The organism is Pseudomonas fluvialis (assembly GCF_014207935.1).
GTDB lineage: Bacteria > Pseudomonadota > Gammaproteobacteria > Pseudomonadales > Pseudomonadaceae > Aquipseudomonas > Aquipseudomonas fluvialis_A.
This window is the reverse complement of the sequence record NZ_JACHLL010000001.1, coordinates 179,718-204,127: the sequence shown is the minus strand read 5'-3', so window position 1 is coordinate 204,127 and position 24,410 is coordinate 179,718. Positions and strand designations below refer to the sequence as shown.

Annotated in this window: 21 protein-coding genes and 3 pseudogenes; 16 read left to right on the top strand and 8 right to left on the bottom strand. The window is 64.1% G+C overall.

Features of this window, described 5'->3' with window-relative positions; genetic code table 11:
- Positions 1-4 precede the first annotated feature (4 nt).
- Entirely contained in the window at positions 5-568 is a 564-nt protein-coding gene (gene ampD / locus HNP49_RS00980) for a 1,6-anhydro-N-acetylmuramyl-L-alanine amidase AmpD (protein WP_184681112.1), read from the top strand.
- Positions 565-1,392 (top strand): regulatory signaling modulator protein AmpE, encoded by an 828-nt coding sequence (gene ampE / locus HNP49_RS00975; protein ID WP_184679837.1) that lies wholly within the window; start codon positions 565-567, stop codon positions 1,390-1,392. The genes ampD and ampE overlap by 4 nt, the downstream gene beginning before the upstream one ends.
- 4 nt (positions 1,393-1,396) lie before the next feature.
- Here the strand turns inward: ampE and HNP49_RS00970 are convergent, their stop codons facing one another.
- Positions 1,397-2,290, bottom strand: a complete 894-nt coding sequence (locus HNP49_RS00970) for an ROK family protein (protein ID WP_184679835.1) — start codon at positions 2,288-2,290, stop codon at positions 1,397-1,399.
- A gap of 243 nt (positions 2,291-2,533) precedes the next feature.
- On the opposite strand from HNP49_RS00970, the pseudogene HNP49_RS18900 reads away from it, so the two are divergent.
- Positions 2,534-3,670: pseudogene (locus tag HNP49_RS18900) on the top strand (methyl-accepting chemotaxis protein); the annotation flags it as partial.
- Between the two features lie 144 nt (positions 3,671-3,814).
- Positions 3,815-4,537, top strand: a complete 723-nt coding sequence (locus HNP49_RS18895) for a methyl-accepting chemotaxis protein (RefSeq protein ID WP_409372521.1) — start codon at positions 3,815-3,817, stop codon at positions 4,535-4,537.
- Between the two features lie 51 nt (positions 4,538-4,588).
- Here HNP49_RS18895 and HNP49_RS00960 read toward each other — a convergent pair whose 3' ends face one another.
- The 3 genes from HNP49_RS00960 to HNP49_RS00950 form a co-directional block, all read right to left on the bottom strand.
- Positions 4,589-5,371 (bottom strand): TatD family hydrolase, encoded by a 783-nt coding sequence (locus tag HNP49_RS00960; RefSeq protein ID WP_184681110.1) that lies wholly within the window; start codon positions 5,369-5,371, stop codon positions 4,589-4,591.
- Between the two features lie 4 nt (positions 5,372-5,375).
- On the bottom strand, positions 5,376-5,699 hold the full coding sequence (locus tag HNP49_RS00955) for a hypothetical protein (RefSeq protein WP_184679830.1): 324 nt from the start codon (positions 5,697-5,699) through the stop codon (positions 5,376-5,378).
- 120 nt (positions 5,700-5,819) lie between these two features.
- Entirely contained in the window at positions 5,820-7,403 is a 1,584-nt protein-coding gene (locus tag HNP49_RS00950; protein WP_184679828.1) for a peptide chain release factor 3, read from the bottom strand.
- Positions 7,404-7,827: 424 nt separating this feature from the next.
- Here HNP49_RS00950 and HNP49_RS00945 point away from each other — a divergent pair, with 424 nt between their 5' ends.
- From HNP49_RS00945 to HNP49_RS00905, 10 genes and pseudogenes are all read left to right on the top strand, one after another.
- Positions 7,828-8,991, top strand: coding sequence for a type III PLP-dependent enzyme (locus HNP49_RS00945; protein ID WP_184679826.1), 1,164 nt, complete (start codon positions 7,828-7,830; stop codon positions 8,989-8,991).
- A 255-nt stretch (positions 8,992-9,246) separates the two neighbouring features.
- Positions 9,247-11,532: a catecholate siderophore receptor Fiu gene (locus tag HNP49_RS00940; protein WP_184679823.1), complete on the top strand. Its 2,286-nt coding sequence runs from the start codon at positions 9,247-9,249 to the stop codon at positions 11,530-11,532.
- A 63-nt stretch (positions 11,533-11,595) separates the two neighbouring features.
- Positions 11,596-12,273 carry a Fe2+-dependent dioxygenase gene (locus tag HNP49_RS00935; RefSeq protein WP_184679819.1) on the top strand — a complete coding sequence of 226 codons (678 nt, stop codon included), beginning with the start codon at positions 11,596-11,598 and terminating at the stop codon, positions 12,271-12,273.
- Between the two features lie 2 nt (positions 12,274-12,275).
- Positions 12,276-13,373, top strand: coding sequence for an alpha-hydroxy acid oxidase (locus tag HNP49_RS00930; protein ID WP_184679818.1), 1,098 nt, complete (start codon positions 12,276-12,278; stop codon positions 13,371-13,373).
- A 65-nt stretch (positions 13,374-13,438) separates the two neighbouring features.
- Positions 13,439-15,028, top strand: a pseudogene (locus tag HNP49_RS18890) (PepSY domain-containing protein); the annotation flags it as partial.
- Positions 15,023-15,844 (top strand): annotated as a pseudogene (locus tag HNP49_RS18885) (flavodoxin); the annotation flags it as partial. The pseudogenes HNP49_RS18890 and HNP49_RS18885, both read left to right, overlap by 6 nt.
- A gap of 89 nt (positions 15,845-15,933) precedes the next feature.
- Positions 15,934-16,692, top strand: a complete 759-nt coding sequence (locus tag HNP49_RS00920) for a 5-oxoprolinase subunit PxpA (RefSeq protein WP_184679814.1) — start codon at positions 15,934-15,936, stop codon at positions 16,690-16,692.
- On the top strand, positions 16,689-17,366 hold the full coding sequence (gene pxpB, locus HNP49_RS00915) for a 5-oxoprolinase subunit PxpB (protein WP_184679812.1): 678 nt from the start codon (positions 16,689-16,691) through the stop codon (positions 17,364-17,366). Before HNP49_RS00920 ends, pxpB begins: the two co-directional genes overlap by 4 nt.
- Positions 17,363-18,286 carry a biotin-dependent carboxyltransferase family protein gene (locus HNP49_RS00910; RefSeq protein ID WP_184679804.1) on the top strand — a complete coding sequence of 308 codons (924 nt, stop codon included), beginning with the start codon at positions 17,363-17,365 and terminating at the stop codon, positions 18,284-18,286. Before pxpB ends, HNP49_RS00910 begins: the two co-directional genes overlap by 4 nt.
- Positions 18,287-18,364: 78 nt before the next feature.
- Positions 18,365-19,546 (top strand): ABC transporter substrate-binding protein, encoded by a 1,182-nt coding sequence (locus tag HNP49_RS00905; RefSeq protein WP_184679802.1) that lies wholly within the window; start codon positions 18,365-18,367, stop codon positions 19,544-19,546.
- A 156-nt stretch (positions 19,547-19,702) separates the two neighbouring features.
- On the opposite strand, the gene HNP49_RS00900 is transcribed toward HNP49_RS00905, so the two are convergent.
- Positions 19,703-20,407: an SIMPL domain-containing protein gene (locus HNP49_RS00900; RefSeq protein WP_184679800.1), complete on the bottom strand. Its 705-nt coding sequence runs from the start codon at positions 20,405-20,407 to the stop codon at positions 19,703-19,705.
- Between the two features lie 284 nt (positions 20,408-20,691).
- On the opposite strand from HNP49_RS00900, the gene HNP49_RS00895 reads away from it, so the two are divergent.
- On the top strand, positions 20,692-21,960 hold the full coding sequence (locus HNP49_RS00895) for an ATP-binding protein (RefSeq protein WP_184679798.1): 1,269 nt from the start codon (positions 20,692-20,694) through the stop codon (positions 21,958-21,960).
- 23 nt (positions 21,961-21,983) lie between these two features.
- Positions 21,984-22,544, top strand: coding sequence for a response regulator transcription factor (locus HNP49_RS00890; protein ID WP_184679796.1), 561 nt, complete (start codon positions 21,984-21,986; stop codon positions 22,542-22,544).
- Between the two features lie 10 nt (positions 22,545-22,554).
- Here the strand turns inward: HNP49_RS00890 and HNP49_RS00885 are convergent, their stop codons facing one another.
- The 3 genes from HNP49_RS00885 to HNP49_RS18880 all read right to left on the bottom strand — a co-directional run bounded on the left by HNP49_RS00885 (position 22,555) and on the right by HNP49_RS18880 (position 24,326).
- A complete protein-coding gene (locus HNP49_RS00885) occupies positions 22,555-23,406 on the bottom strand; it encodes a TIGR02285 family protein (protein WP_184679794.1) in 852 nt (283 codons plus the stop codon).
- 87 nt (positions 23,407-23,493) lie between these two features.
- The gene (locus HNP49_RS00880) at positions 23,494-23,874 is read right to left on the bottom strand and encodes a carboxymuconolactone decarboxylase family protein (protein ID WP_184679792.1); all 381 of its coding nucleotides are present in this window, start codon (positions 23,872-23,874) and stop codon (positions 23,494-23,496) included.
- Complete coding sequence (locus HNP49_RS18880) at positions 23,871-24,326, bottom strand: septal ring lytic transglycosylase RlpA family protein (RefSeq protein ID WP_184681109.1); 456 nt, start codon at positions 24,324-24,326, stop codon at positions 23,871-23,873. Before HNP49_RS18880 ends, HNP49_RS00880 begins: the two co-directional genes overlap by 4 nt.
- Positions 24,327-24,410 lie beyond the last annotated feature (84 nt).

The window sequence follows — 24,410 nt, the reverse complement described above, 5'->3', positions numbered from 1 at the left end:
TGAGCTGCATCTGGATATCGACAGCGGGTGGGTAGCAGGAGCTATTCATTGCCCGTCGCCGAACTGTAATAGCCGTCCTGTGGACGAAGTGTCCCTGCTGGTGATTCACAACATCAGCCTGCCGCCAGGGGAGTTCGGTAGTGGGCGCGTGCAGCAGTTCTTCCAGAATCAGCTTCCCAGCGATGCGCATCCCTACTTCGCCAGCATTGCCGAATTGCGCGTGTCGGCGCACTTTCTGATCGAGCGTGACGGTAGCCTGACCCAGTTTGTATCCTGCCGCGAGCGGGCCTGGCATGCCGGCGTTTCCAGCTTTGCCGGGCGTGAGGGCTGCAACGACTTTTCCCTGGGCATCGAGTTGGAGGGTACGGATGATCTGCCCTATACCGCGGCGCAATATGCCACGCTGCAGAAACTGACGAATCAGTTGCTGAGCGCCTATCCCCTGCTGACGCGTCAGCGAATCTGTGGACACAGCGATATCGCACCGCAGCGCAAGACCGATCCGGGGCCTGCATTTGACTGGAAGCAGTATTTTGCCGGGTTGCCACAAGAGGAGAGCAGTCAATGAGTTTTCTGGTGATGTTGCTGGTTATCTGGGTCGAGAAGTTTTCTGCCCTGCGCCAGCGAATTCAGCAGGATGGTTGGTGGTTGCGCCAGCTGCGCGGCCTTGAGACAACGCAGGCTGGTGATACCTGGCAACTGCTGCGACTGGTGCTGTTACCGATGCTGTTGTTGGCGCTGCTGCTGTGGCTGTTGCAGTCGGTGGCCTACGGCTGGCTGGCTCTGCCGGTGCATTTGCTTGTGCTGGTGTACGCCCTGGGGCGCGGTGACGTAATGGCCTCGCTGGGGCCGTTTCGCGATGCCTGGCGGCGCGGCGATCGGGAGGCAGCCTATCTGGCCATGCAGCGCGACCTCGGTCTTGCTGCCGAAGGTGAGTCGTCGTTGCTGGGGCAGGTGCAGGTACATCTGCTCTGGCAGGCCTATCAGAGTTTCTTTGCGGTGATCTTCTGGTACGCCCTTGCGGGGCCTGTGTTTGCGTTGGCCTATCGCCTGCTGGCCCTGCTGGAGGAGCATGCGGCTAGCCCGGCACTGCACCAGCAGGTGAGCATGTGGCGTCATGCACTGGATTGGCTGCCGGTGCGTTTGCTTGCGGGCGCCTTCGCGCTGGTGGGGGATTTCACCGCGGTTGGCAGGGTGCTGCTGCATGATCTGCTCAACTGGCAGGCCGGTGCCGCGGGGCTGGTGGCGGTCAGCGGTCAGGCGGCAGCTGATCTGAGCGACGCCGGCAATGCTTCTGATGGGGTCGCCACGCTGGATCAGTTGTGGCAACTGCTGATTCGCGCAGCCATGCTCTGGTACGCCGCCTGGGCGGTGTGGTTGCTGCTGATCTGACCGGCTATTGCCACAGCCAGGCGGCGCCCCGAACGCCGCTGGAGTCGCCGTGGCGAGCCTGTACCAGACGCGTGTTGACCTGATCGGAGAAGACGTAGCGAGCCAGCAGCGGCGGTACTTCGTGGTACAGCGCGGCGATGTTGGAGAGTCCGCCACCGAGGACGATCACCTCGGGGTCGACGATGTTGATCACGCTGGCCAGGGCGCGTGCGAGTTGATCGTAATAGCGTTGCTGTGCCTGCACGGCCTTCTCTTCGCCTTGCTGCGCGCGCTGCACCAGGCTGCGCGCATCTCCCAGCAGGCCGCTGCGAACCGCCCAGCCCGGTCCGCTGAGAAAGGTCTCGATGCAATCCTGCTTGCCGCAATAACAGCGACGTGGTTCGCCATCGCTTGCTGAGCGCCAGGGCAGGGGGTTGTGACCCCATTCGCCACTGATGCCGTTCGGCCCCTGCAACAGTTGTCCGTTGATGATCAGGCCACCGCCCACGCCTGTGCCTATAATCACTGCAAAGACCGTTTTCGCACCGGCTGCGGCGCCGTCGCAGGCCTCGGAGACGGCGAGGCAGTCAGCGTCATTGGCCAGGCGGATGGGGCGCTGCAGCAGAGTCTGCAGATCTTCCTGCAGCAGTTGGCCGTTGAGGCAGGTGGAGTTGGCGTTTTTGATGCGGCCATGGTCGGCCGAGCGCGTGCCGGGAATGGCAATGCCCAGGCTGCCGTGCTGGCCGAGCTGCTGTTCGCACTGGCTGACCAAGTGGGCGATGGCGGCCAGTGTGGCTGCATAGTCTCCGCCGGGAGTCGGGCAGCGCTGGCGCAGCAGTTCGCGACCGTCTGGGGCCAGAGCTATGATTTCGATCTTGGTGCCGCCAAGGTCTATACCGAGCCGTAACGAGTTGTTCATGCTGCACCTTAAGTTCCGCAAACGGGGGCCGATAATTGTTGATGACGGCCTTACCAGAAAGTAATGATGGCATTATGCCTTTTGATGGGTGGCTATCAGAGAGCCTGATGGCAGTGTCCGCATGTCTGCCGCTTCAGCTTTATCCCATGCCGACGTGCCAGAATGGCTTTGCCCCTTGGGCGGGCGTAGAAAAATAACAGGAGACGTCTCGTGAAGACCGTGTTGTATCCGGCTATCGCACTGATGAATCGTCTGAGCTTTGGTATGAAGTTCAGTCTGATTAGCGTCATGTTCTTCCTGCCCATGGGCATTACCAACTATTACCTGGTGAGCGACTCCTACACGCAATACCAGAACACCAAGTCCGAGCTGGAAAGTCTCGACCTGTTGTCTTCCAGCCTGCAATTGCGGCGCGATCTGGAAACCCTCAATGACCTGGTGCAGGTCAATGCCATGGTCGGGCAGTCCGGCAAGGCCGGGGACATCGAGACGCAAATCACCAAGCTGGAGCAGGGGCTGATTCAGCGCGTGGAGGAGATGCAGTCGGTTTCCCATCACCCGGCGGAAATTGAGGACTTCAACAGCAAGCGTGATGCCCTGCTCCAGGCACTCAAGGCCGTGCGTGCGGAAACCTCGCTGCAGAGCAAGACCGGCGCAGTGGAGAAGCAGCTGGGCAGTTCCCAGGTGTTTCTAAAATACGTCGCCGCCCAGGCCGGTCTTAGCCAGGACGGCCGCGCCGATGTACGCCAACTGACCGAGCTGATCACGGGTTTCACCCCGCAGGTGACTGCCAATATCGCCGTGGGCCGGGCTGTGGGGGCTTACTCCCTAGCGCAGGGGTTTCTCAACTCATCATCCAGCACCAAGATGGATGACCTGCTGCTGCAGCTGGAGAAGCTGCAGGGCGAGTACTCGGTACGCCTGAAAGAGGCACTGGCGGGCGGTGAAGCCAAGGCGGCGCTGTCGTCCAAGGCTGAGGACAGCCTGAACAGCCTGAAGGAGGTTTCCACCTTCTTCGAAGACCAGATCATCGTTGCCGACAGCCTGGATCAGCCCTGGCAGGGCTATTTCGAGCAGGTCAGCGCCCATCTGGAAAAGACCTATGCCCTGAATGATGCCTCCGTTGAGCTGTTGCGCTCGGTTCTGGAGACACGTCTGGCTGCGAAACGTACCGATACCGTCCTGCTGGTGGTGGCGCTGGTGCTGGTGTTCCTGGTCATTGTCTATCTGTATGGCGGCTTCTATGTGTCCACCCGCAGCACCTTGAAGACCCTTGGTCAGGTGATGGACAAGGTGGCGGCCGGCGACATGACCGTCGGTTTCAAGGCGCAGAGCCAGGATGAGCTGGGCGAGCTGGGTCAGGTATTCAACGACACCGTGGCGAAGATTCACGACCTGATCGATATCGTTGGCCAGACAGTGATCGAGGTGGAGCGCCAGGCGGATCGTGTCGAACTTGTCTCCGGCGAGAGCAACCAGGCGGTCTATGAACAGCGCGGGCAGATCGAACAGGTGGCTACGGCCATGAATCAGATGTCGGCCACCGCTCAGGAGGTGGCGCGCAGCGCGGCGGCGGCGGTGCAGAGTGCGCAGAGCGTCAACGACGAGACCGTCAGTGGCCGCAGCCTGGTCGAGAATCAGGTCGGCAGCATCCGTCGTCTGGCGGCCGAGATCGATCAGTCCGTGGCGGTCATCAACCAGCTGGCGGCCGATAGCGCCTCTATCAGTCGGGTGCTGGAAGTGATCAAGGGCATTGCTGAACAGACCAACCTCCTGGCCCTCAATGCCGCCATCGAGGCGGCGCGTGCCGGCGAACAGGGCCGCGGCTTTGCCGTGGTGGCCGACGAGGTGCGCACTCTGGCCAAGCGCACTCAGCAGTCCACCGAGGAGATCGAGCAGATGATTGCCAAGCTGCAGGGAGGTGTCGGTGCCGCGGTGAAGGCCATGAATGTCAGTCACCAGATGGCCGATGGCACGGTCAATCAGTCTGGGCAGGTGCAGCAGGCGCTGGAGAATATTCTCGGCGCGGTGGGCATGATCGTCGACCAGAACCAGCAGATTGCCGCCGCGGCCGAGGAACAGACGGCCGTGGCGCACGACATCGACCAGAATATTGTGCAGATCAACCAGGCCGGCGAGCGCACGGCCGAAGGCTCCAGTCAGACCGAGCAGGCCAGCCGCGAGCTGTCGGCGCAGGTGGCCCAGCTCAAGCAGTTCATCGGTGCGTTCAAGGTGCGCCGCCACTGACCTCGCGTTGCGCTGAAAAAGCCCGCCATTGTGCGGGCTTTTTCATGCCGGTCAGATCGGCCAGCGGAACAGTTCGCAGGCGTTGCGCGTACTGGCCAGGGCCAGCTCTTCAGCCGGGATGCCGCGCAGCTCGGCCAGGGCGGAGCAGATCGCCGGCAGATGCTCAGGGCTGTTGCGCTGGCCGGCAAACATCACGGGCGCCATGTCCGGGGCGTCGGTTTCCAGCACGATGGACTCCAGCGGCAGTTGCGCCACTACCTTGCGCAGGTGCAGCGCCTGCGGCCAGGTGGGCGCGCCGCCCAGGCCGAGTTTGAAACCGAGCTTGAGGTATTCGCGGGCTTCTTCAAGGCTGCCAGCGAAGGCGTGGATGATGCCGCCGCGTGCTGGTTTGAAGCGTTTCAGCGTCGCGATGGTTGCCGCATGAGCGCGGCGTACATGCAGCAGGGCGGGAAGCTCGAACTCGATGGCGAGTTTCAGCTGCGTCTCGAGCAGCTGTTGTTGCCGCGTGCGGTCCAGTTGTTCGAGAAAGTAGTCCAGGCCGATCTCGCCCACTGCGCAGAGCCTGGGGTTGTCCGCCAGGCGCTGCAGCCAGTCGCGCAGCTCCTGCAGGTGCTCGGGCTGATGCTGGTCAAGGTAGACCGGGTGCAGACCGAAAGCGGCGTACAGGCCATCCTCCTGCTGCACCTGATCCCACAGGCGTTGCCAGTTGGCCTGGTAGACGCCGAGCAGCACCAGGCGCTCGACCCCCAGTGCACGACTGCGCGTTAGCAGTGCTGCGCGGTCGGCGTCGAACTCAGGAAAGTCGAGGTGGGTGTGGGTGTCGATCAGGTGCATTGCATCAGGGCTGGCAAGAGCTGCCGGAGAGCTGCAGGCGACGAGCTTCAGTCTCATTTACGCACTTGCTGTCGAAGCCTTGAACGATCTGCGGTGACTTGTCGCGTATGCTGCTGGTGAAGCTGTCGACGAAGCGTTGCGCCTTTCCTGGGTCATCAAAGCGGCGCGCCGAGGCTTGGTTGGCGCTGTAGCTGCCGTTACTGGAGGCAAAGCACTGGCTGTAGCCTTCGCAGGCCAGTTGCACGTACCAGTAAGGTTGGCGGATTTCCACTCCGGCCAGGCTGTGGCTGGCGAGCAGGCTTAAGGCGGTGAAGAGCATCGTGCGCATGGAACTACTCCCTGTAGGTTGAGTGACCAGCCTAAGCCAGTGCCTTGTCCGTGGGAAGTGTGCTGCTCGAATCGTCGCGGCAAAAGCCGAGCATATGCTTATGCTCGGCTTCGCTAGGGCTTAATGATGCTCGCGTGTGGCGCGGAATTTCACATCCGGCCAGCGTTCTTCCATCAGGCTCAGGTTGACCCGGGTCGGCGCCAGGTAGGTGAGGTGGCCGCCCCCATCCACCGCCAGGTTCTCGAAGGCCTTTTCCTTGAATTCCTCAAGCTTCTTCTTGTCGTCGCACTCGATCCAGCGTGCCGACCAGACGTTGATCGCCTCGTAGGCGCATTCGACCTTGTATTCCTCCTTGAGGCGGCTGGCGACCACGTCGAACTGCAGCACGCCGACGGCGCCAAGGATGATGTCGTTGTTGCGCTCGGGGAAGAACACCTGGGTCGCGCCTTCCTCGGCCAGCTCCTGCAGGCCCTGGCGCAGCTGCTTGGATTTCAGCGGGTCCTTCAGGCGCACTCGGCGGAACAGTTCCGGGGCGAAGTGCGGGATGCCGGTGAAACCGAGCACCTCGCCTTCGCTGAAGGTGTCGCCGATCTGGATGGTGCCGTGGTTGTGCAGGCCGATGATGTCACCGGCATAGGCCTCTTCGAGCATCTCGCGTTCGCTGGAGAAGAAGGTCAGGGCGTCGGCGATCTTCAGATCCTTCTTGATACGCACATGGCGCATCTTCATGCCCTTCTCGTATTTACCGGAGCAGATGCGCATGAAGGCGATGCGGTCGCGGTGTTTCGGGTCCATGTTCGCCTGGATCTTGAACACGAAGCCGGAGAATTTCTCCTCGACTGGCTCGACCACGCGCTCGTGGGCCGCGCGGGCCAGTGGCTGCGGCGCCCAGTCGACGATGCAGTCGAGCACCTGGTCGACGCCAAAGTTGCCCAGCGCGGTGCCGAAGAACACCGGGGTCATCTCGCCCTTGAGGAAGGCGTCCTGGTCGAATTCGTGGCAGGCGCCCTGCACCAGTTCCAGCTCATCGACAAAGCGTTCGTAGAGGTCGCCCAGGTGCTGGCGGGCTTCGTCCGAGTCGAGCTTGTCGATCACCTTCTGCTCGGTGCGCTCGTGGCCGTGACCGGGGGTGTAGACGATGATCTTGTCGTCGGCCAGGTGGTAGACGCCCTTGAAGTCGCGGTAGCAGCCGATCGGCCAGGTGATGGGCGCGGCCTTGATCTTCAGCACCGCCTCGATCTCGTCGAGCAGTTCGATCGGGTCGCGGATGTCGCGGTCGAGCTTGTTGATAAAGCTCACAATTGGAGTATCCCGCAGGCGGCAGACTTCCATCAGGGCAATGGTGCGTGGCTCTACACCTTTACCGCCGTCGAGCACCATCAGCGCGCTGTCCACCGCGGTCAGGGTGCGGTAGGTGTCTTCCGAGAAGTCTTCGTGGCCGGGGGTGTCGAGCAGGTTGACCATGTGCGCGCGGTAGGGGAACTGCATCACCGAGGTGGTGATGGAAATGCCGCGCTGCTTTTCCATCTCCATCCAGTCGGAGGTGGCATGGCGGTCGGACTTGCGCGACTTCACCGTACCGGCGACCTCGATGGCCTTGCCCATCAGCAGCAGCTTCTCGGTAATGGTGGTCTTACCGGCGTCGGGGTGGGAGATGATGGCGAAGGTACGGCGCTTCGCCACTTCGGCGGCCTGGATGCTCATGCTGGGAAACCTGTCGACTGAGTAGTCAGTTTGTCAAAAAAGGCGGCGATTATACCGGTAAAGCCGAGCCTCGCGGCGCCCGCTCGGAAAGTGGGTGAAATCCCCGGTTTGTGCAGCATTCCGGACGTTTTGTTAAGGATCGAAAACAGGCAATCGAGCAGGCGACAACCGGGTGCAAAAAGGCGGCAATTTTTGATTGATCTGTAGGGCTCATGGTCCTAAAGTTCGCGCCCGAACGTCCATGCTGGAAACGATCCATCCGGCTCAAGTACTGACGACGAGAGACCCGCAGGGTACTCGGCGACATGCCTTGGGAAGTAGGCGAACCAAAGTGGGGAAACGGATTAGACGTTCGCGGCTCTTCGACGAGCCAACATCCCTGTTAAGCACCCATAGCTTGCCTTAGCCATTTGGAGTTCCCTGCATGCCGATCAAGGTCGAAGACTACTACCCGCGCGAAACCTTCCAGAAAATGAAGGCTTTCGCCGACAAGCAAGAAACCCCCTTCGTGGTGATCGACACCGCGATCATCGGCCAGGCCTACGACGACCTGCGTGCCGGTTTCGAATTCGCCAAGGTGTACTACGCGGTCAAGGCCAACCCGGCCGTCGAGATCATCGAGCTGCTGCGCGACAAGGGTTCGAACTTCGACATCGCCTCCATCTATGAGCTGGACAAGGTGCTGGCCACCGGTGTCGGCCCGGAGCGCATCAGCTACGGCAACACCATCAAGAAATCCAAGGACATCCGCTACTTCTACGAGAAGGGCGTGCGTCTGTACGCCACCGACTCCGAGGCGGACCTGCGCAACATCGCCAAGGCCGCGCCGGGCTCGAAGGTCTATGTGCGTATCCTCACTGAGGGCTCGACCACGGCTGACTGGCCGCTGTCGCGCAAGTTCGGCTGCCAGACCGACATGGCCATGGACCTGCTGATCCTTGCTCGCGACCTGGGCTTGGTGCCCTACGGCCTGTCCTTCCACGTGGGCAGCCAGCAGCGCGACATCTCCGTGTGGGACGCGGCCATCGCCAAGGTCAAGGTGATCTTCGAGCGCCTCAAGGAAGAAGACGGCATCGAACTCAAGCTGATCAACATGGGTGGCGGCTTCCCGGCCAACTACATCACCCGCACCAATAGCCTGGAAACCTACGCCGAGGAAATCATCCGCTTCCTCAAGGAAGACTTCGGTGACGACCTCCCGGAAATCATCCTCGAGCCGGGCCGCTCACTGATCGCCAACGCCGGCATCCTGGTCAGTGAAGTGGTTCTGGTCGCGCGCAAGTCGCGTACCGCCGTGGAGCGCTGGGTGTATGTCGATGTGGGCAAGTTCAGCGGCTTGATCGAAACCATGGACGAGTCGATCAAGTTCCCGATCTGGACCGAGAAGAAGGGCGAGATGGAAGAAGTGGTGATCGCCGGCCCGACCTGCGACAGCGCCGACATCATGTACGAGAACTACAAGTACGGCCTGCCGCTCAACCTGTCGATCGGCGACCGCCTGTACTGGCTGTCCACCGGTGCCTACACCACCAGCTACAGCGCGGTGGAGTTCAACGGCTTCCCGCCATTGAAGGCCTATTACCTGTAAGCGTTCCGTAGCATCAAGAAAACCCCGGCTAGCCGGGGTTTTTGCATTTCTGGCCGAGCCAATGGCCATCCTGGCTATGCGAATTCATCCTGAATGATATTTTTTCTCGAAAACGGATGATCCTTTATTGCGATAGTAAATGATAATGATTAACATCCGCTCCGCTTCGAACTTACCGCCCTTGGCGCGGCGCACTCATCCGCAGAGGTGCAGGCGCCGCGAAGGGCATTTACCTGTTTCGAGTTGGGGAAGTCCATGTCCATTCGTAGTCGCAAACACCACAAAGCCACGCAGCTGGCCGCACTGATCGCCGCCGCCATTCCAGCCCTGGCCGTTGCCGAGGAGCAGAAGGGCGAACTGAGCCTGCCGGCCATCAGCGTCAGCGATACCGCCCAGGCGCCTTCCTACAAGGCCAGCCGCAGTGCCAACGACAAGATGACCGAAGACCTGCTGGACACCCCCAAGACCGTTCAGGTGATCAAGAAGGAAATGCTCCAGGAGCAGGGCGCCAGCAACCTGATGGAGGCGCTGCGCAACACTCCCGGCATCACCATGCAGCTCGGTGAGAATGGCAACACCTCGGCCGGCGACACCTTCATGATGCGCGGCTTCTCCACTCAGACCTCAACCTTCGTCGACGGCATCCGTGACCTTGGCGCGGTCAGCCGAGACGTGTTCAACCTGGAACAGGTGGAAGTGGTCAAGGGCGCCGCCGGCTCCGATATCGGCCGTGGCGCCTCGTCCGGCTACATCAATCTGGTGTCCAAGCTGCCGACCCTGGAAGACAGCATCAGCGGCACCCTGGGTTACGGCACCGCCGACAAGGCAGCCATGACCGCCGACATCAACCAGACCATGAGCCAGGGTTCCGCCCTGCGCCTGAACCTGATGCGCCGCGACGGTGGCGTCGATGGCCGCGACTACGTGGAAAACAGCAGCTACGCCGTGGCGCCCGCGGTGGCGTTCGGCCTGGATGGCGATACCCGTCTGTACGTCTACAGCCAGCATGTGCGCCAGGAAAATGTCCCGGATGGCGGTATCCCGACCATCGGTATGGACGGTTTCTACAACGCGGACGCTCGTCTGCGCGCCGGTGGCAAGGTCGATGAGGACAACTTCTACGGCAGCACCGGTGACTACGAGGATGTCGATGCCGACATGCTGACCGTCAAGCTGGAGCACGATCTGAATGACGTGACCACCGTGCGCAACACCTCGCGCATTGGCAAAACCACCACGGATCGCATCCTCACCGGGGTCAATACCCTGTCGGCGAATAGCTCGAGTGATCCGTCTGACTGGACTGTCAGCCGCTCGCGCCAGCTGACCGACCAGGAAAACGAGATCGCCGCCAACCAGACCAACCTGAGCACCGAGTTCTTCACCTTCGGCCTGCGCAACACCCTGGCCACCGGCGTCGAGTTCATGCGCGAGAGCCAGCGCACCGAGTCCGGTGCCACCGCTCTGCAACTGATCGATGGCGTGACCTATGCGGCGGTAGCGTTGCCGAATGCCAATCTGTATGACCCCAACGCCCATGACGTGTTGGGCAAGCCCTACAAGACCGGCGTGTACAGCGATGGCACCACCGATACCGCAGCGCTGTATGCCTTCGATACCCTGCACCTGAACGAGCAGTGGTCGGTCAATGCTGGTGTGCGCTTCGAGCATTACCGCACCGATACCAAGGGCGCCTCACTGGTGTCGATTGCCTCGACCTCGGCAAGCAACGATTACCTGCTGACTCCGTATGATCTGGACAGCTCGGACGACCTGACCAGCTGGAACACCGGCGTGGTCTACAAGCCCGCCGAGAACGGCAGCATCTACCTGTCCTACGCCAACTCGCTGACCCCGCCGGGCAGTGGCAACTTCGCCCTGTCGACCTCCGAGTCCAGCGATAGCCAGCCAAACCTGGACCCTCAGGAAACCGAGCATGTCGAGCTGGGCACCAAGTGGGACCTGCTGGATGAGCGCCTGAACCTGACCGCCGCGCTGTACCGTACCGAGAACACCAATCAGGTGTCCTACGACGCGCTGAGCGACAGCTACCAGCAGGACGGCAAGATCCGCGTGACCGGCGTCGAGCTGGGCATGGTCGGACAGATCACCAACTTCTGGCAGGTCAGCGCCGGCATCGCCAGCATGGACACGGAGCAGCTCGATCAGGTCAGCCGCAGCAATGCGGGCGTTGTTACCGAGAACACCGGCGTGCGCTGGTCGCCGGACCTGACCGCTACCCTGTGGACCTCCTACACCCTGGGTGACCTGACTCTCGGTGGTGGCGCGCGCTACGTCTCCGACCAGGATCGCTTGATCGCCAAGGGCGCCGACAGCAGCACCACCAACATGCCGGAAATTCCGTCTTACTGGGTGGCCGATGCCATGGCCGCGTATCGCCTGAACAAGAACGTCAACCTGCGCCTGAACGTCTACAACCTGTTCGACGAGGAGTACATCTCCACCCTCAACAACAGTGGTGCACGGATGGTCCTGGGCACGCCGCGCTCGGCCATGATGACCACCGAGTTCAGCTTCTAACCGGCCGTCACACCAGGGAGCCCGCGTAAGCGGGCTTCCTGCGTTGAGCGAGGAGAACCACAGATGTTGCTGCATATCCCCCAGGTACTGAGCAAGGCGGAAGTCGCCGGGCTGCGCGCCGAACTGTCTGCCCATGACTGGGTCGATGGCGCGCGGACCTCTGGTGCTCAGGCTGCCCAGCTCAAGCGCAACCTGCAGTTTCCGGCCGACTCGTCGGCCTTTGCCGGCCTGTCGCAGCGCGTCGCCGATGCCCTGGCGCGGCACCCGCTGTTCGTCTCGGCCGCCTTGCCGCGGCACATGCTGCCGCCGATGTTCAACTGCTACCGCGGCGGTGGGCAGTATGGCAATCATGTTGACAACGCCCTGCAGCGTGACCGTTTCAGCGGTGTGCAGGTGCGCACCGATGTGTCGACCACGGTGTTCCTCAGCGAGCCCGAGGAGTACGAAGGCGGCGAGCTGATCGTCGAGGACACCTACGGCGAGCACGAGGTCAAACTGGCCGCCGGTGACGCCATCGTCTACCCCTCCACCAGCCTGCACCGGGTTGAGCCGGTGACCGACGGCGCGCGCATCGCCGCCTTTCTCTGGACCCAGAGCTGGGTGCGTGATGCCTGGCAGCGCAAGATGCTGTTCGACCTGGACATGACCATCCTCAAGCTGCGCGGCCAACTGGGTGACAGCGAAGAAGTGCTCAGCCTGACCAGCACCTACCACAACCTGCTGCGCCAGTGGGGGGAGTGAGCATGTCGCGCTTGCCGCCCCTGAGCGGGATTCCTGCCGATCTGGTGTCGGCCGCCGACTACCAGCGCCATGCCCGGCAGCGGCTGGACGAGAATGCCCTGGTCTATCTGGAGGGCGGCGCGGCCGATGAGCTGACCTGTCAGGCCAACCTGCAGGTCTGGCAGGAGTGGGCTCTGTTGCCGCGGATGCTGCGTGATCTGCGCGGCGGACATACCCGCTGCCGCCTGCTGGGGCAGGAGCTGCAGCACCCGATTCTGCTGGCACCGGTGGCCTACCAGCAGTTGTTCCATGCCGAGGGCGAGCTGGCCACGGCGATGGCCGCCGGGGTGATGGGCGGCGCGGCGGTGCTCAGCTCGTTTTCCTCGACCTCCCTGGAAGCGGTTGCCGAGGTGGCGCAGGGCCCGCTGTGGTTCCAGCTCTACTGGCAGGGCGATGGCGAGCGCACGCTGGCGCTGGCCGAGCGGGCTGCTGCTGCCGGTTACCAGGCGCTGGTGCTGACCGTGGATGCACCGGTCAGCGGTGTGCGTAATCGTGAGCAGCGCGCGGGTTTCCAGCTGCCGGAGGGAGTCCGTGCGGTGAATGTGGATGAGTCGCCGCGTCTGCCCGAGCTGCAGTCTGGGCAGAGTCCGGTGTTCGACGGCCTGCTGGCCCTGGCGCCGCGCTGGGACGAGGTGGCCTGGTTGTGCCGGCACAGCCCGCTGCCGGTGTTGCTCAAGGGCATTTTGCACCCCGCCGATGCGCGGCAGGCCATGCAGGCTGGCGCCGCCGGAGTGATCGCCTCCAACCACGGCGGTCGCGTACTGGACAGTCAGTTACCGGCCGTGAAGATGCTGCCGGCGATTCGCCAGTCCGTGGGGGCCGAGGCACTGCTGCTGGTGGATGGCGGTATCCGCCGCGGCACGGATGTGCTCAAGGCCATCGCCCTGGGTGCTGATGCGGTGCTCATCGGCCGGCCCTATGTGCATGCCCAGGCCACGGCTGGTGCGTTGGGCGTGGCACACCTGCTCAAACTGCTGCGTGAAGAGCTGGAAGTCGGCATGGCCCTGTGCGGCTGCCGCGAACTGGCGGATATCACGCCCGAATTACTGGTGCGGCTGTGAGTCGAGCTGCCCAAGGTAAAGGCTGGGTAAACCTCAAGCAGATGCAAATGCTTCCTATCTAGAATGTGCGCCGTTATGGGCGTGGCCTGTTGATCAAGGTGTTTGTCGTGTTCAAGAAGATCGTTTTCCAACTGCACTGGTTCTTTGGCATTACCGCCGGCCTGGTGCTGGCGCTGATGGGCGTTACCGGTGCGCTGTACGCCTTTGAAGGCGAGATCATGGGTGCCCTCAATCCCGAGGTACTCAGGGTCGAGGTGCGTGACTCGGGCATCCTGCCGCCGGCCGAGCTGGTGGCGAAGATCGAAGCGGCCGAAGGCAAGACCGTCTCCGGCCTGTGGGTCGATCAGCGTGACGGGCAGGCGGCGCGGGTGTTCTTCACCCCGCCACCAGGCGAGCGCCGCGGACCTATGCGCTTCTTCGACCCCTACACCGGCGAACTGCTCGCGCAGCCGGTGGGGCAGGGCTTCTTCGGCCTGATGCTGCAGCTGCACCGCTTCCTGGCCATGGGCGATACCGGCAAGCAGATCACGGCGGCCAGCACCCTGGCGCTGGTGTTCTTCTGCCTGTCCGGGCTGTACCTGCGCTGGCCGCGCCAGGCGCTGAACTGGCGTGCCTGGCTGACCCTCGACTGGGCGAAGAAGGGGCGTGCCTTCAACTGGGACCTGCATGCGGTCTTCGGCACCTGGGCGCTGCTGTTCTACCTGTGCGCCAGCCTGACCGGCCTGTACTGGTCCTATGACTGGTATCGCGATGGCATGACCCGCCTGCTCAGCGATGCGCCGGCCGGCGAGCAGCGCAAGCCCGGCGAAGGCCGCCGTGAAGGCGGTCGCCCGGGGCAACCGGGCGTCCCCAGCGGCCCGCCGCCAGCGGTGGATTACCCGGCGCTGTGGCACAGCCTGCAGCAGGCGGCCGGTCCGCAACTTGCGGCCTGGAACCTGCGCCTGCCGCCGGTGGCCGGGCAGCCAGCCACGCTGTTCTATCTGCTGGAGGATGCCGGGCATTCGCGGGCCTTCAATCAACTGACCCTGGAAACGGACAGCGGTCGGGTGCTCAAGCATGAACGCTATGCCGACAAAGCCTTCGGCGCGCAGCTGCTGGGCAGCGTCTATGCGCTGCACACCGGTGAATACTTCGGCCTGCTCGGGCGCATCCTGATGGCGCTGGCCAGTCTGGCCATGCCGCTGTTCGCCATCACCGGCTGGCTGCTCTACCTGGACCGCCGGCGCAAGAAAAAAGCCGTGCAGGCCGCGCGAGTCGCCACCGGTGAGAGCGGTACAGACGAACCCTGGCTGATCGGGTTTGCCAGCCAGAGCGGCATGGCCGAACAGCTCGCCTGGCGCAGTGCCGGCCAGTTGCAGGCGGCCGGTCATACCGTTCAGGTGCAGCCGCTGGCCCGCCTGGATGCGCAAAAGCTGCAGCAGGTCCGTCGCGCCCTGTTCGTGGTCAGCACCTTTGGTGATGGCGAGGCACCGGACAATGCCCGAGGCTTCGAGCGCAAGCTGTTGGCCGGCGAGCTGGCGCTGGGCGAGCTGAGCTATGCCGTGCTGGCTCTTGGGGATCGCCAGTATCAGCAGTTCTGCGGCTTTGCCCGGCGCCTGCACGACTGGCTGGGGCGGCAGGGCGCGCGCAGCCTGTTCAGCCCGGTCGAGGTGGACAACGGCGACAGCGCGTCGCTCAGCCGCTGGCAGCAGCAACTGGTCGAGCTGGGCGCTGCGGCGGCAACGGCCGAGTTGGCGCCAGCTCTGCAAAACTGGACTCTGCTGGAGCGGCGCTGCCTGAACCCCGGCAGCAGCGGCTCGCCCCTGTTCCTCCTGCGGCTGCAGGGGGCGCAGGGTTCCCAGTGGCAGGCCGGTGATCTGCTCCAGGTGCAGCCGGGCAATGAGACCGGTGCCGCGCTGCGCGACTACTCGATCGCCTCGCTGCCTGCCGCCGGTGTGCTGGAGTTGCTGGTGCGTCAGGAGCGCCTGAGCGATGGCCGTCTGGGCCTGTGCTCCGGCTGGCTGACCACCGGTCTGGCGCTGGGTGGGAGCCTGCGCGCCAGTCTTCGCAGCAATCCGGCGTTCCGCGTGCCGGAGGCGGATGTGCCGCTGATCCTGATCGGCAATGGCAGCGGTCTGGCCGGTCTGCGCAGTCTGCTGCAGGCGCAAGTGGCTCTGGGTCGCCAGCGCAACTGGCTGCTGTTTGGCGAGCGCAACCGGGAGCATGACTTCTTCTTGCGCGAAGAACTGGAGGGCTATCTCGCTGATGGTCATCTGCAGCGACTGGACCTGGCGTTTTCCCGCGACCAGCGGCAGAAGATCTATGTGCAGGATCGTCTGCGCGAGGCGCGGGTCGAGCTGCAGCGCTGGCTGGAGCGGGGCGCGGTGCTGGCCGTGTGCGGCAGCCTGAAAGGCATGGCCGCGGGCGTCGACGAAGTTCTGCAGGAACTGCTCGGGCGCGAGGCTTTGGAGCAGTTGCAGGACCGCGGTCGTTACCGGCGCGACGTGTACTGACGCTCGGGCGGGAGCGGGCAGCGCCGCTCCCGCTGGCCGCGAGCCGTTTCCCGTCTTAAGCTTCGCGGATGAACAGAATTCTCCTCAATTGCGACATGGGTGAAAGCTTCGGCGCCTGGCAGATGGGCGATGATGCTCTGGCCATGCCGCTGATCGATCAGGCCAACCTGGCCTGCGGCTTTCATGCCGGTGATCCGCTGATCATGCAGCAGAGTGTTCTGCTGGCCCGCGAGCATGGTGTCAGCATCGGTGCTCATCCTTCCTACCCCGACCTGCAGGGCTTTGGCCGGCGTCATCTGGCCTGTTCGGCCGAGGAGGTCGAGGCGCTGGTGCTGTACCAGTTGGGCGCGCTGGATGCCTTTTGCCGGGCGGCGGGCACGCAGATCGATTACGTCAAACCCCATGGCGCGCTGTACAACGATCTGCTGCTGCGCGATGACCTGCTGCAGGCGGTGTTGCGCGCCTGTGCCCGCTACCGTGCCGGGCTGCCGCTGATGCTGCTGGCCCGTGGCGGCCAGCAGAGCGACGGCAATGCCCGAGAGCGACGGCTGGCCGAGGCGGCCGGCGTGCCGCTGCTGCGCGAGGCCTTTGCCGATCGCGCCTACCTGGCCGATGGCAGCCTGGCACCGCGCCGCCTGCCCGGTGCGGTGCACCAGCAGGCCGAGCGCATTCTTGAACAGGCGCTGGCCATCGCCCGTGGCGAACCTTTTGCCGCGCTCGATGGCAGTCCGCTGCGTCTTGAGGCCGACAGCCTCTGCGTGCATGGCGACAACGCCGAATCCCTGGCGGTGCTGCGCCGGCTGCGGGCGCAACTGGACAGCCTGTGATCCGCCTCGAACCGGCTGGTGCCGAAGCCCTGTTGCTGGTGCTGGCCGAGGCGCCGGATGCCGAGCTGCCGCTGCGCCTGGCGGTACTGGCGCAACGCATTCGTGCCGAACTGGGGCCTCTGCTGATTGATCTGGTGCCGGGCTGGACCACTCTGCTGCTGCATTACGACCTGCTGCAGATCGATCACCTGGCGCTCTCGGCCCGTCTGACGCCGCTGCTGGAAGTCTGGCTGGCCGAGCCGGCGCCGGAGCAGGCTGGGCGCCTGCATGAGTGGCCGGTGTGGTACGCGGGGGAGGACCTGGACGAGGTGGCACAAGCCTGTTGCCTCAGTGTTGCCGAGGTGATTGCTCTGCACAGTGCGGTGGAATACCGCGTTGGTGCCATCGGTTTCGCACCGGGCTTTGCCTATCTGGGGGAGCTGGATTCGCGGCTGCAGCTGCCGCGCCGGGCCACGCCCCGCACGCGGGTGCCAGCGGGCAGCCTGGCGATTGCCGAGCGGCAGACGGCGGTCTACCCGCAGGCTTCCCCCGGCGGCTGGCACTTGCTGGGGCGTTGCCCGCTGCCTCTCTTCGATGCCCGGCAGACGCCGCCCAGCCCGCTGGCCATCGGCGACCGGGTGCGCTTTCACGCCATTGATGAGGCTGCTTATCGCGCTCTGGGTGGGCCGCGGTGAAGGGCCTGCGCGTGCTGCGGGCGGGACCGCAGACCCTGCTGCAGGATGGCGGCCGTCAGGGCTGGCTGCACCTGGGCGTTTCGCCGGCCGGGCCGCTGGATCTGAAGGCGGCCGCCTGGGCCAATCGCCTGCTGGACAACCCTTGGGGCACGCCACTGCTGGAGATCGCTCTGGGCGACGTCGAGCTGGAAAGCCAGGTCGATACCTGGCTGGCGGTGACTGGCGCCGAGCTGCCGCTGCGCCGTGATGACGAGCCGCTGCCTTTGTGGACGCGCTTTGCGCTGCGCGCCGGGCAGCGTCTGAAACTGGGCTTCGCCCAGCGAGGCCAGCGGGCCTACCTGGCGGTCGCCGGGGGCTTTCGTGGTGAGGCCGTGCTGGGCAGTGTCAGTTGCCAGCACCGCGAAGGGCTGGGCGGCCATGGCGGTGGTGGAAGGGCGTTGCAGGTGGGGGATCGCTTGCTGTGTGCGCCTGCACAGTTTCGCCAAACCGCCAGCCTGCCCTGGCCGTATCGGCCGGATTACAGTTGCTCGCCCGTACTGCGGGTGATCACCGGCGGCGATGCTGCCGAGTTTGCCGAGGACGAACTGCAGGCGTTCTTCGCGCAGGCCTGGCAGCTCAGCCCGCACTCCGACCGCATGGGGGCGCGCCTGTGCGGCCAGGCCATCGAGCCACCACGACGGCAGTGGTCGCTGGGGGTGACGCGCGGCGCCATTCAGGTGCCGCCCGATGGTCAGCCGATCATCCTGCAGGCCGATCATCAGAGCATGGGCGGGTATCCGATTCTCGGCTGGCTGCACCCGCTGGACCTAAGTCGTCTGGCGCAATGCCCGGCGCAGCAAGCGCTGCGCTTCACACCGGTCAGCGTGGGCGATGCCCAGGCCCAGTTGCGCCAGTTCTACCGTTTCTTTCAAACCGCCTGAGCGGGGTGATTCGTGCACAAGCGCGAGGTTTCAGCCAGACTGCATACCGGTTGCCCAACAACTACCTGAGAGAGCTGCATGTTGTCAGTGTTTCGCCATACCCTCCCGCGTCACCGTCCAGGCCTGGCCGTCGGTCGCTGGCTGGCGGCTGCTCTGCTGAGCGCGCTGGTTGTCGGCGGGCTCAGGGCCGAGGATGGCGTGAGTGACGACGAGGTGCGCCTGGGAATGGTCAACGCCCAGAGCGGGCCGGCCGCCGGCCTGGGGAAGGGGCTGCATGCTGGCGCCCTGGCGTACTTCGCCCGGGTCAATTCCGCCGGTGGCGTGCATGGGCGCAGGGTCAGCCTGCTGCTGCGTGATGACAGCTACGAGCCGGCCCGTACCGCCGAGCAGACCCGCCAGCTGATTACCTCCGGCGCGGTGTTTGCTTTGTTTGGCTATGTCGGTACGCCGACCTCGCGGGCCGCCATGCCGATTGCCCTGCAGGCCGAGGTGCCTTACCTGTTCCCCTTCACGGGGGCCGAGGTGTTGCGCAAGCCGGTGCACCCCTGGGTGTTCAATGTGCGCGCCTCCTACTTCGACGAAACCGAGGCGATGGTCGAGCGCATGACGCGCGACCTCGGTCTGAGCAAGGTCGCGCTGCTGATGCAGGACGACTCTTTCGGCGAGACGGTCAAGAGTGGCCTGGCCGGTGCTCTGCACCGACGCGAACTGAAAATTCACGGCGAAGCGCGGGTACAGCGCAATTCGCTTGATGTGGCGGCCGCGGTGGCCGAGCTGAAGCGCAGCCAGCCAGAGGCGATCTTCTTTGTTGGCACTTACAAGCAGCTGGCCGCGGCGATTCGCCAGGCGCGGGTCAGTGGCCTGGATGCACGCTTTTTCACGGTGTCCTTTGTCGGTACCGACAACTTCATCACCGAGGCCGGGTTGGCTGGCGACGGTGTGCATATCAGCCAGGTGGTGCCGTCCCCGCAGGACCGCACTTCGGCGCTGATCCGCCAGTATCAGGCCGATGTAGCAGCGGCCGATATCGGTTACGCCTCGCTGGAGGGTTACATCGATGCGGCGGTGTTTGTCGCCGCCCTGCGTGAGGCCGGGCCGCAGCCGACCCGGGCCTCCTTGGTGCAGGCCCTGGCCTTTCTGCAGATCGACCTGGCCGGCTTTCCGGTCGCCTTTTCGCCGAGCAATCATCAGGGCTCGGACGCGGTGTTCATCACCCGCGTCGCGGCCGGTCAGGCCGTGCCAGTCGACCGGCTGCGCTAGCCGCCTGTTGAACTCAGAACCTGTTCAAAGTCTCGCGAGCTAGAGAAAAACAAGGCGAAAGTGGCTGAGGAAGCGGAGTTTACGAGTGGTAAATGAGCATTCCGAAGCCACTTTCAACGCAGTTTTTCCGACGCGCAGCAGACTTTGAATAGGTTCTCAGGGCATCTGTACCTCGATTACCCCATCGGCGCTGAGCGTCACCTTGCTGCTGCCCGCTTCGATTTCCGGGGCCGGTGCTGCGTCGCTCATGGCCATGCTCTTCATTGCCGCCATGCGCACCGGCATCGGTGGCTGGAAGCCACTGGTGAAGTTCAGGCTGATCAGCTTGTAGCCGCTGCCGCCGAGTGCCTCGCTGGTCAGTTGCGCGCGGGCCTTGAAGGCTTCCACCGCGTTTTTGATCAGGGCGTCTTCGCTGTCCTGGCGCGTACCGTCGGCGATGCTGAAGCTCATGCCGCCCATTTTCAGTTGCTGCAGCAGTTCGCCGGTCAGCTCGGACAGTTCGGCAAATTTGGCGCTTTCCAGGCGTAGCTCGGCACGTTCGCGCCAGGCACTGATGCGCTGGCCGTTGTCGCTGTACACCGGGTAGCTGTGGCGGCTGCCCAGGCTGACCTGTACGCCCTTGCTCTGCCGGGCGCGGGCAATGGCCTGGTTGAGGCTCTCGGTGATGCCGGCGGCCAGCTTGGCCGGATCGTTATCCTGGGCTTCGCTGTAGAGGGTGACCTGCATCAGGTCGTGGGCCACCTCCTGGCTCACTTCGGCGCGCAGGCTGATCTGGTTGTAGTGCAGGGTGTCGGCCTGGGCCGCGCCGGCCAGCAGGGCGACGGGCAGCAGCAGGGGGGCGAGACGGATGGACGGGGTCATGCAAACTCCTTGGCGAATGGGCCGCAAGCGGTTGTCATCAGGGTAGACGTTGCACTTGCGGCTAACGGGTTAACCGGACGTTGAAAATTAACTCGGCTTTTTGGCTTCCAGCGTCGCCCTCCCTCCTGCATCCAGGCAGTCGTGCGTTGCCATCGCCAGCGTTCTCAACGGCCAGTTAGCAGATCCGGGAAAATTGTCATGGTTCAGCCTGCGGTTTGTTGCCGCAGGGCAACGGTTGCCTTCCGGTGCCTTGGTTATACTCGCCGCCACTTACCGGAGATGCCATGTACACACCCGTTCAGCTGCTATCCGCCAGTCGCCAGAATCTCTGGCGCCTGACCCTGATCCGCATCCTGGTGCTGGCCGCCCAGGCCGGCTCGGTCGGCTTCGCCTGGCTGTCCGACCTGCTGCCGCTGGCCTGGTTGCCGATCGGTATCACCCTGGGTTTCTCGGCGAGTCTGTGCCTGCTCACCGCCTTGCGTCTGCGCGGGCCATGGCCGGTGACCGAGCAGGAATATGCCGTACAGCTGGCCGGCGACCTGATCATTCACAGCGTGCTGCTGTATTTTTGTGGCGGTTCGACCAACCCGTTTGTGTCCTATTACCTGGTGCCGCTGACCATCGCCGCCGCTACCCTGCCGTGGATCTACTCCATGGTGCTCAGCGGTCTGGCGCTGTCGGGCTATACCGCTCTGCTGATCTGGTATCACCCGCTGCACCTGCAGGGCGTCGAACATGAGGCGCTGATGATCAGCCTGCACCTGTTCGGCATGTGGCTGAACTTTGCCCTGTCGGCGGCCTTCATCACTTTCTTCGTGGTCAAGATGGCCGGTGCCCTGCGTCGTCAGGACCAGTTGCAGGCCGAGCGGCGCGAGGAGCACATGCGTGACCAGCAGCTGCTGGCCGTGGCCACCCAGGCGGCCGGCGCCGCCCATGAGCTGGGTACGCCGCTGGCGACCATGAGCGTGCTGCTCAAGGAGCTGCGTCAGGAACATCGCCATGAGCCGGCGTTGCAGGACGATCTGGCCCTGCTGCAGGAACAGGTCAAGCTGTGCAAGGACACCCTGCAGCAACTGGTGCGTGCCGCCGAGGCCGACCGCCGTCAGGCGGTGGTCGAGCAGACGGCCGTGCAGTGGCTGGAGTCGACCCTCAACCGCTGGCACCTGATGCGCCCGGAGGCGACCTACCGCTACCAGTGCCTCGGCGTGGGCGCGGCGCCGCGGCTGATGCCGCCGGCCGACCTGACCCAGGCGCTGCTCAACCTGCTCAACAATGCCGCCGATGCCTGCCCGGACAAGCTGGACATCCAGCTCAACTGGGATCATCAGTGGGTGGTGCTGGGCATTCGCGACAAGGGCGCCGGCGTGCCGCTGGCCATCGCCGAGCAGTTGGGCAGGCCGTTCTTCACCACCAAAGGCAAGGGCTTCGGTCTCGGCCTGTTTCTCAGTCAGGCCAGCGTGACGCGCGCCGGCGGAACGGTGAAACTGTATAACCATGAAGAGGGCGGGACCCTCACCGAATTGAAGTTGCCGCGTTCGTTCGGGCTATCCTGACGGACGCACAGAGAGGAATCAGCATGAGCGAAGAGCATCTGCTCGAAGGTGAAGAACAGCCCCATCTGCTGCTGGTGGATGATGACCCGACCTTCACCCGGGTCATGGCGCGGGCCATGGACCGCCGCGGTCTGCGCGTCAGCGTGGCCAACTCGGCCGAAGAGGGCCTGGCAATCGCCAAGGCCGATCTGCCGGATTACGCCGTGCTCGACCTGAAAATGGAGGGCGACTCCGGCCTGGTGCTGCTGCCCAAGCTGCTGGAGCTGGACGCCGAGATGCGTGTGGTGATCCTCACCGGCTATTCGAGCATCGCCACCGCAGTGGAGGCGATCAAGCGTGGTGCCTGCAACTACCTGTGCAAGCCGGCCGATGCCGATGACGTACTCACTGCGCTGCTCTCCGAACACGCCGATCTGGACAGTCTGGTTCCGGAAAACCCGATGTCGGTGGACCGCCTGCAGTGGGAGCACATCCAGCGCGTGCTGGCCGAGCACGATGGCAACATCTCCGCTACCGCTCGCGCCTTGGGCATGCATCGGCGCACCCTGCAGCGCAAATTGCAGAAGCGCCCGGTACGGCGCTAAGCGCGGCGTCTCACTCGCGAGGGAGTTCCTTGAGCATGCGCTGGTAGGGGGCGATCAGGTCGTCGGGCAACCAGCGCTCATAGCTGCTGCGCAGTACGTCCTGATGCCTGTTTGTTTCGAGAATGCCGGTGAGGTCCGCAAAGGCCTGATCGGTTTGCGGGCTGCGCGTGCAACTCAGGCGTCCGGGGAGCAGGCGGTCGTTGCCTTCGATCAGGTAGAACTGCAGGTCCTGATGGCGTGACGCGAAATAAACCAGTTCGCCGGGATAGCTGAAGGTGTAGTCGATCCGCTGGTGGTCGAGCATGCTGAACAGCCCACTGGTGGACTCGCTCTGGTGGATCTGCGAAATGGGTGCGCCCTGCGAATCGCTGGCGCTTTTCAGCAGGTTGTCGATCAGGCTGCCGTAGCTGCGCTGACTGGCAATGCCGGGGCGCAGATGCTCATCCTGCAGCAGGCGCGCCAGCTGGATCTGCCCATTGGCGTTGAGGTAGCTGGCAAAGGCCTCGCGTTGCGCGCGGCGTGCGACCAGACCGAGCGGGAACACATGGCCATATGGCTTGCTGAAGCGCAGGTAAGCCTCTCGTTCCGGCGTCTGGAATGCGGCCAACAGGCAGTAGGGCCCGCCTTTTTCGGCCATGTGCATGGCTCGCTGCCAGGGCACGACCTGTTCATCGAACTGATGCTGCGGCAGGGCCTCCCCGAGGAAGCTGGCCAGCGCATTGATATAGCCCTGATGAGCCTGGGGCCCCTGGCTCATGGCCATGGGCGGAAATTCCGAATTCAGCCAGATGATGCTGTCTGCTCGCACCGTGCTTGCCAGGCCGGTACTCAGGGCAATCAAGAGGTTGATCAGGCATTTCATGCGCGCATTCTCAGGGTGGCGGTCACGGGTGCGGGTTTGGCATTCGCCCCGCATTTTCACCGTTTAGGTGGCTCCGGGAGTCGCTGCTCAGTTGTTCTGCCGGTGTTCGTCGATGACTTCCTGGGCGGCGCGAAAGGCGTCGATGGCGGCCGGCACGCCGGCATAGACCGCGCAGTGCAGCAGCGTTTCGCGGATTTCCTCCACGCTGCAGCCGTTGTTCAGGGCGCCGCGTACATGCCCCTTGAGCTCCTGCGGGCATTTGAGTGCGGTCAGTGCCGACAGGGTGATCAGGCTGCGGGTCTTGCGATCCAGGCCTTCGCGGGTCCAGACCCCGCCCCAGGCATGCTCGTTGACGAAGTCCTGCAGTGGCTGGGTGAATTCGGTGGCGTTGTTCAGGGCGCGGTCGACGAAGGCATCGCCCATTACCTGGCGGCGAACTTGTTCGCCACGCTTGCTGTTTGTGCTCATGGTTGCTCCAGGGTCAGTTGGACTCTTGCGGTGCCGCTGCGCAGCATGCCCAGCTGCTCGGCCGCCTTGCGCGAGACGTCGATGATGCGCCCGCCGCCATGAGGGCCGCGGTCGTTGATACGTACCACCACCGAGCGCTGGTTGGCCAGGTTGGTCACCCGCACTCGGCTGCCGAAGGGGAGCTCGCGGTGGGCTCCGGTCAGGTCGGTGTTGTTCAGGCGTTCGCCGCTGGCGGTGCGTCGGCCGTGCAGGCGCGAGGCGTAATAGGAAGCCTTGCCCTGGCCGATGATTCGCAGGTGTGGCTTGGGCGTCGCGGGCGGCGGCGCCTTCACCACGGGGCGGGATGCCTGAATGGGCTTGGTCGGTGGCGGGCTGGCCGGTGGTTGGGTGACGCAGCCCGCCAGTACCGCCAGCAGAGCCGCCAGCGCGCCTTGCCGTAGCCCGGATGTCATTCGGTGGCGGGTATTGTCTCGGGTGAGCGGGCTGCGAGTCGGCATCGGGCAGGTTCTCCAGAGAGAAGAACGCCGGGCGAGCCC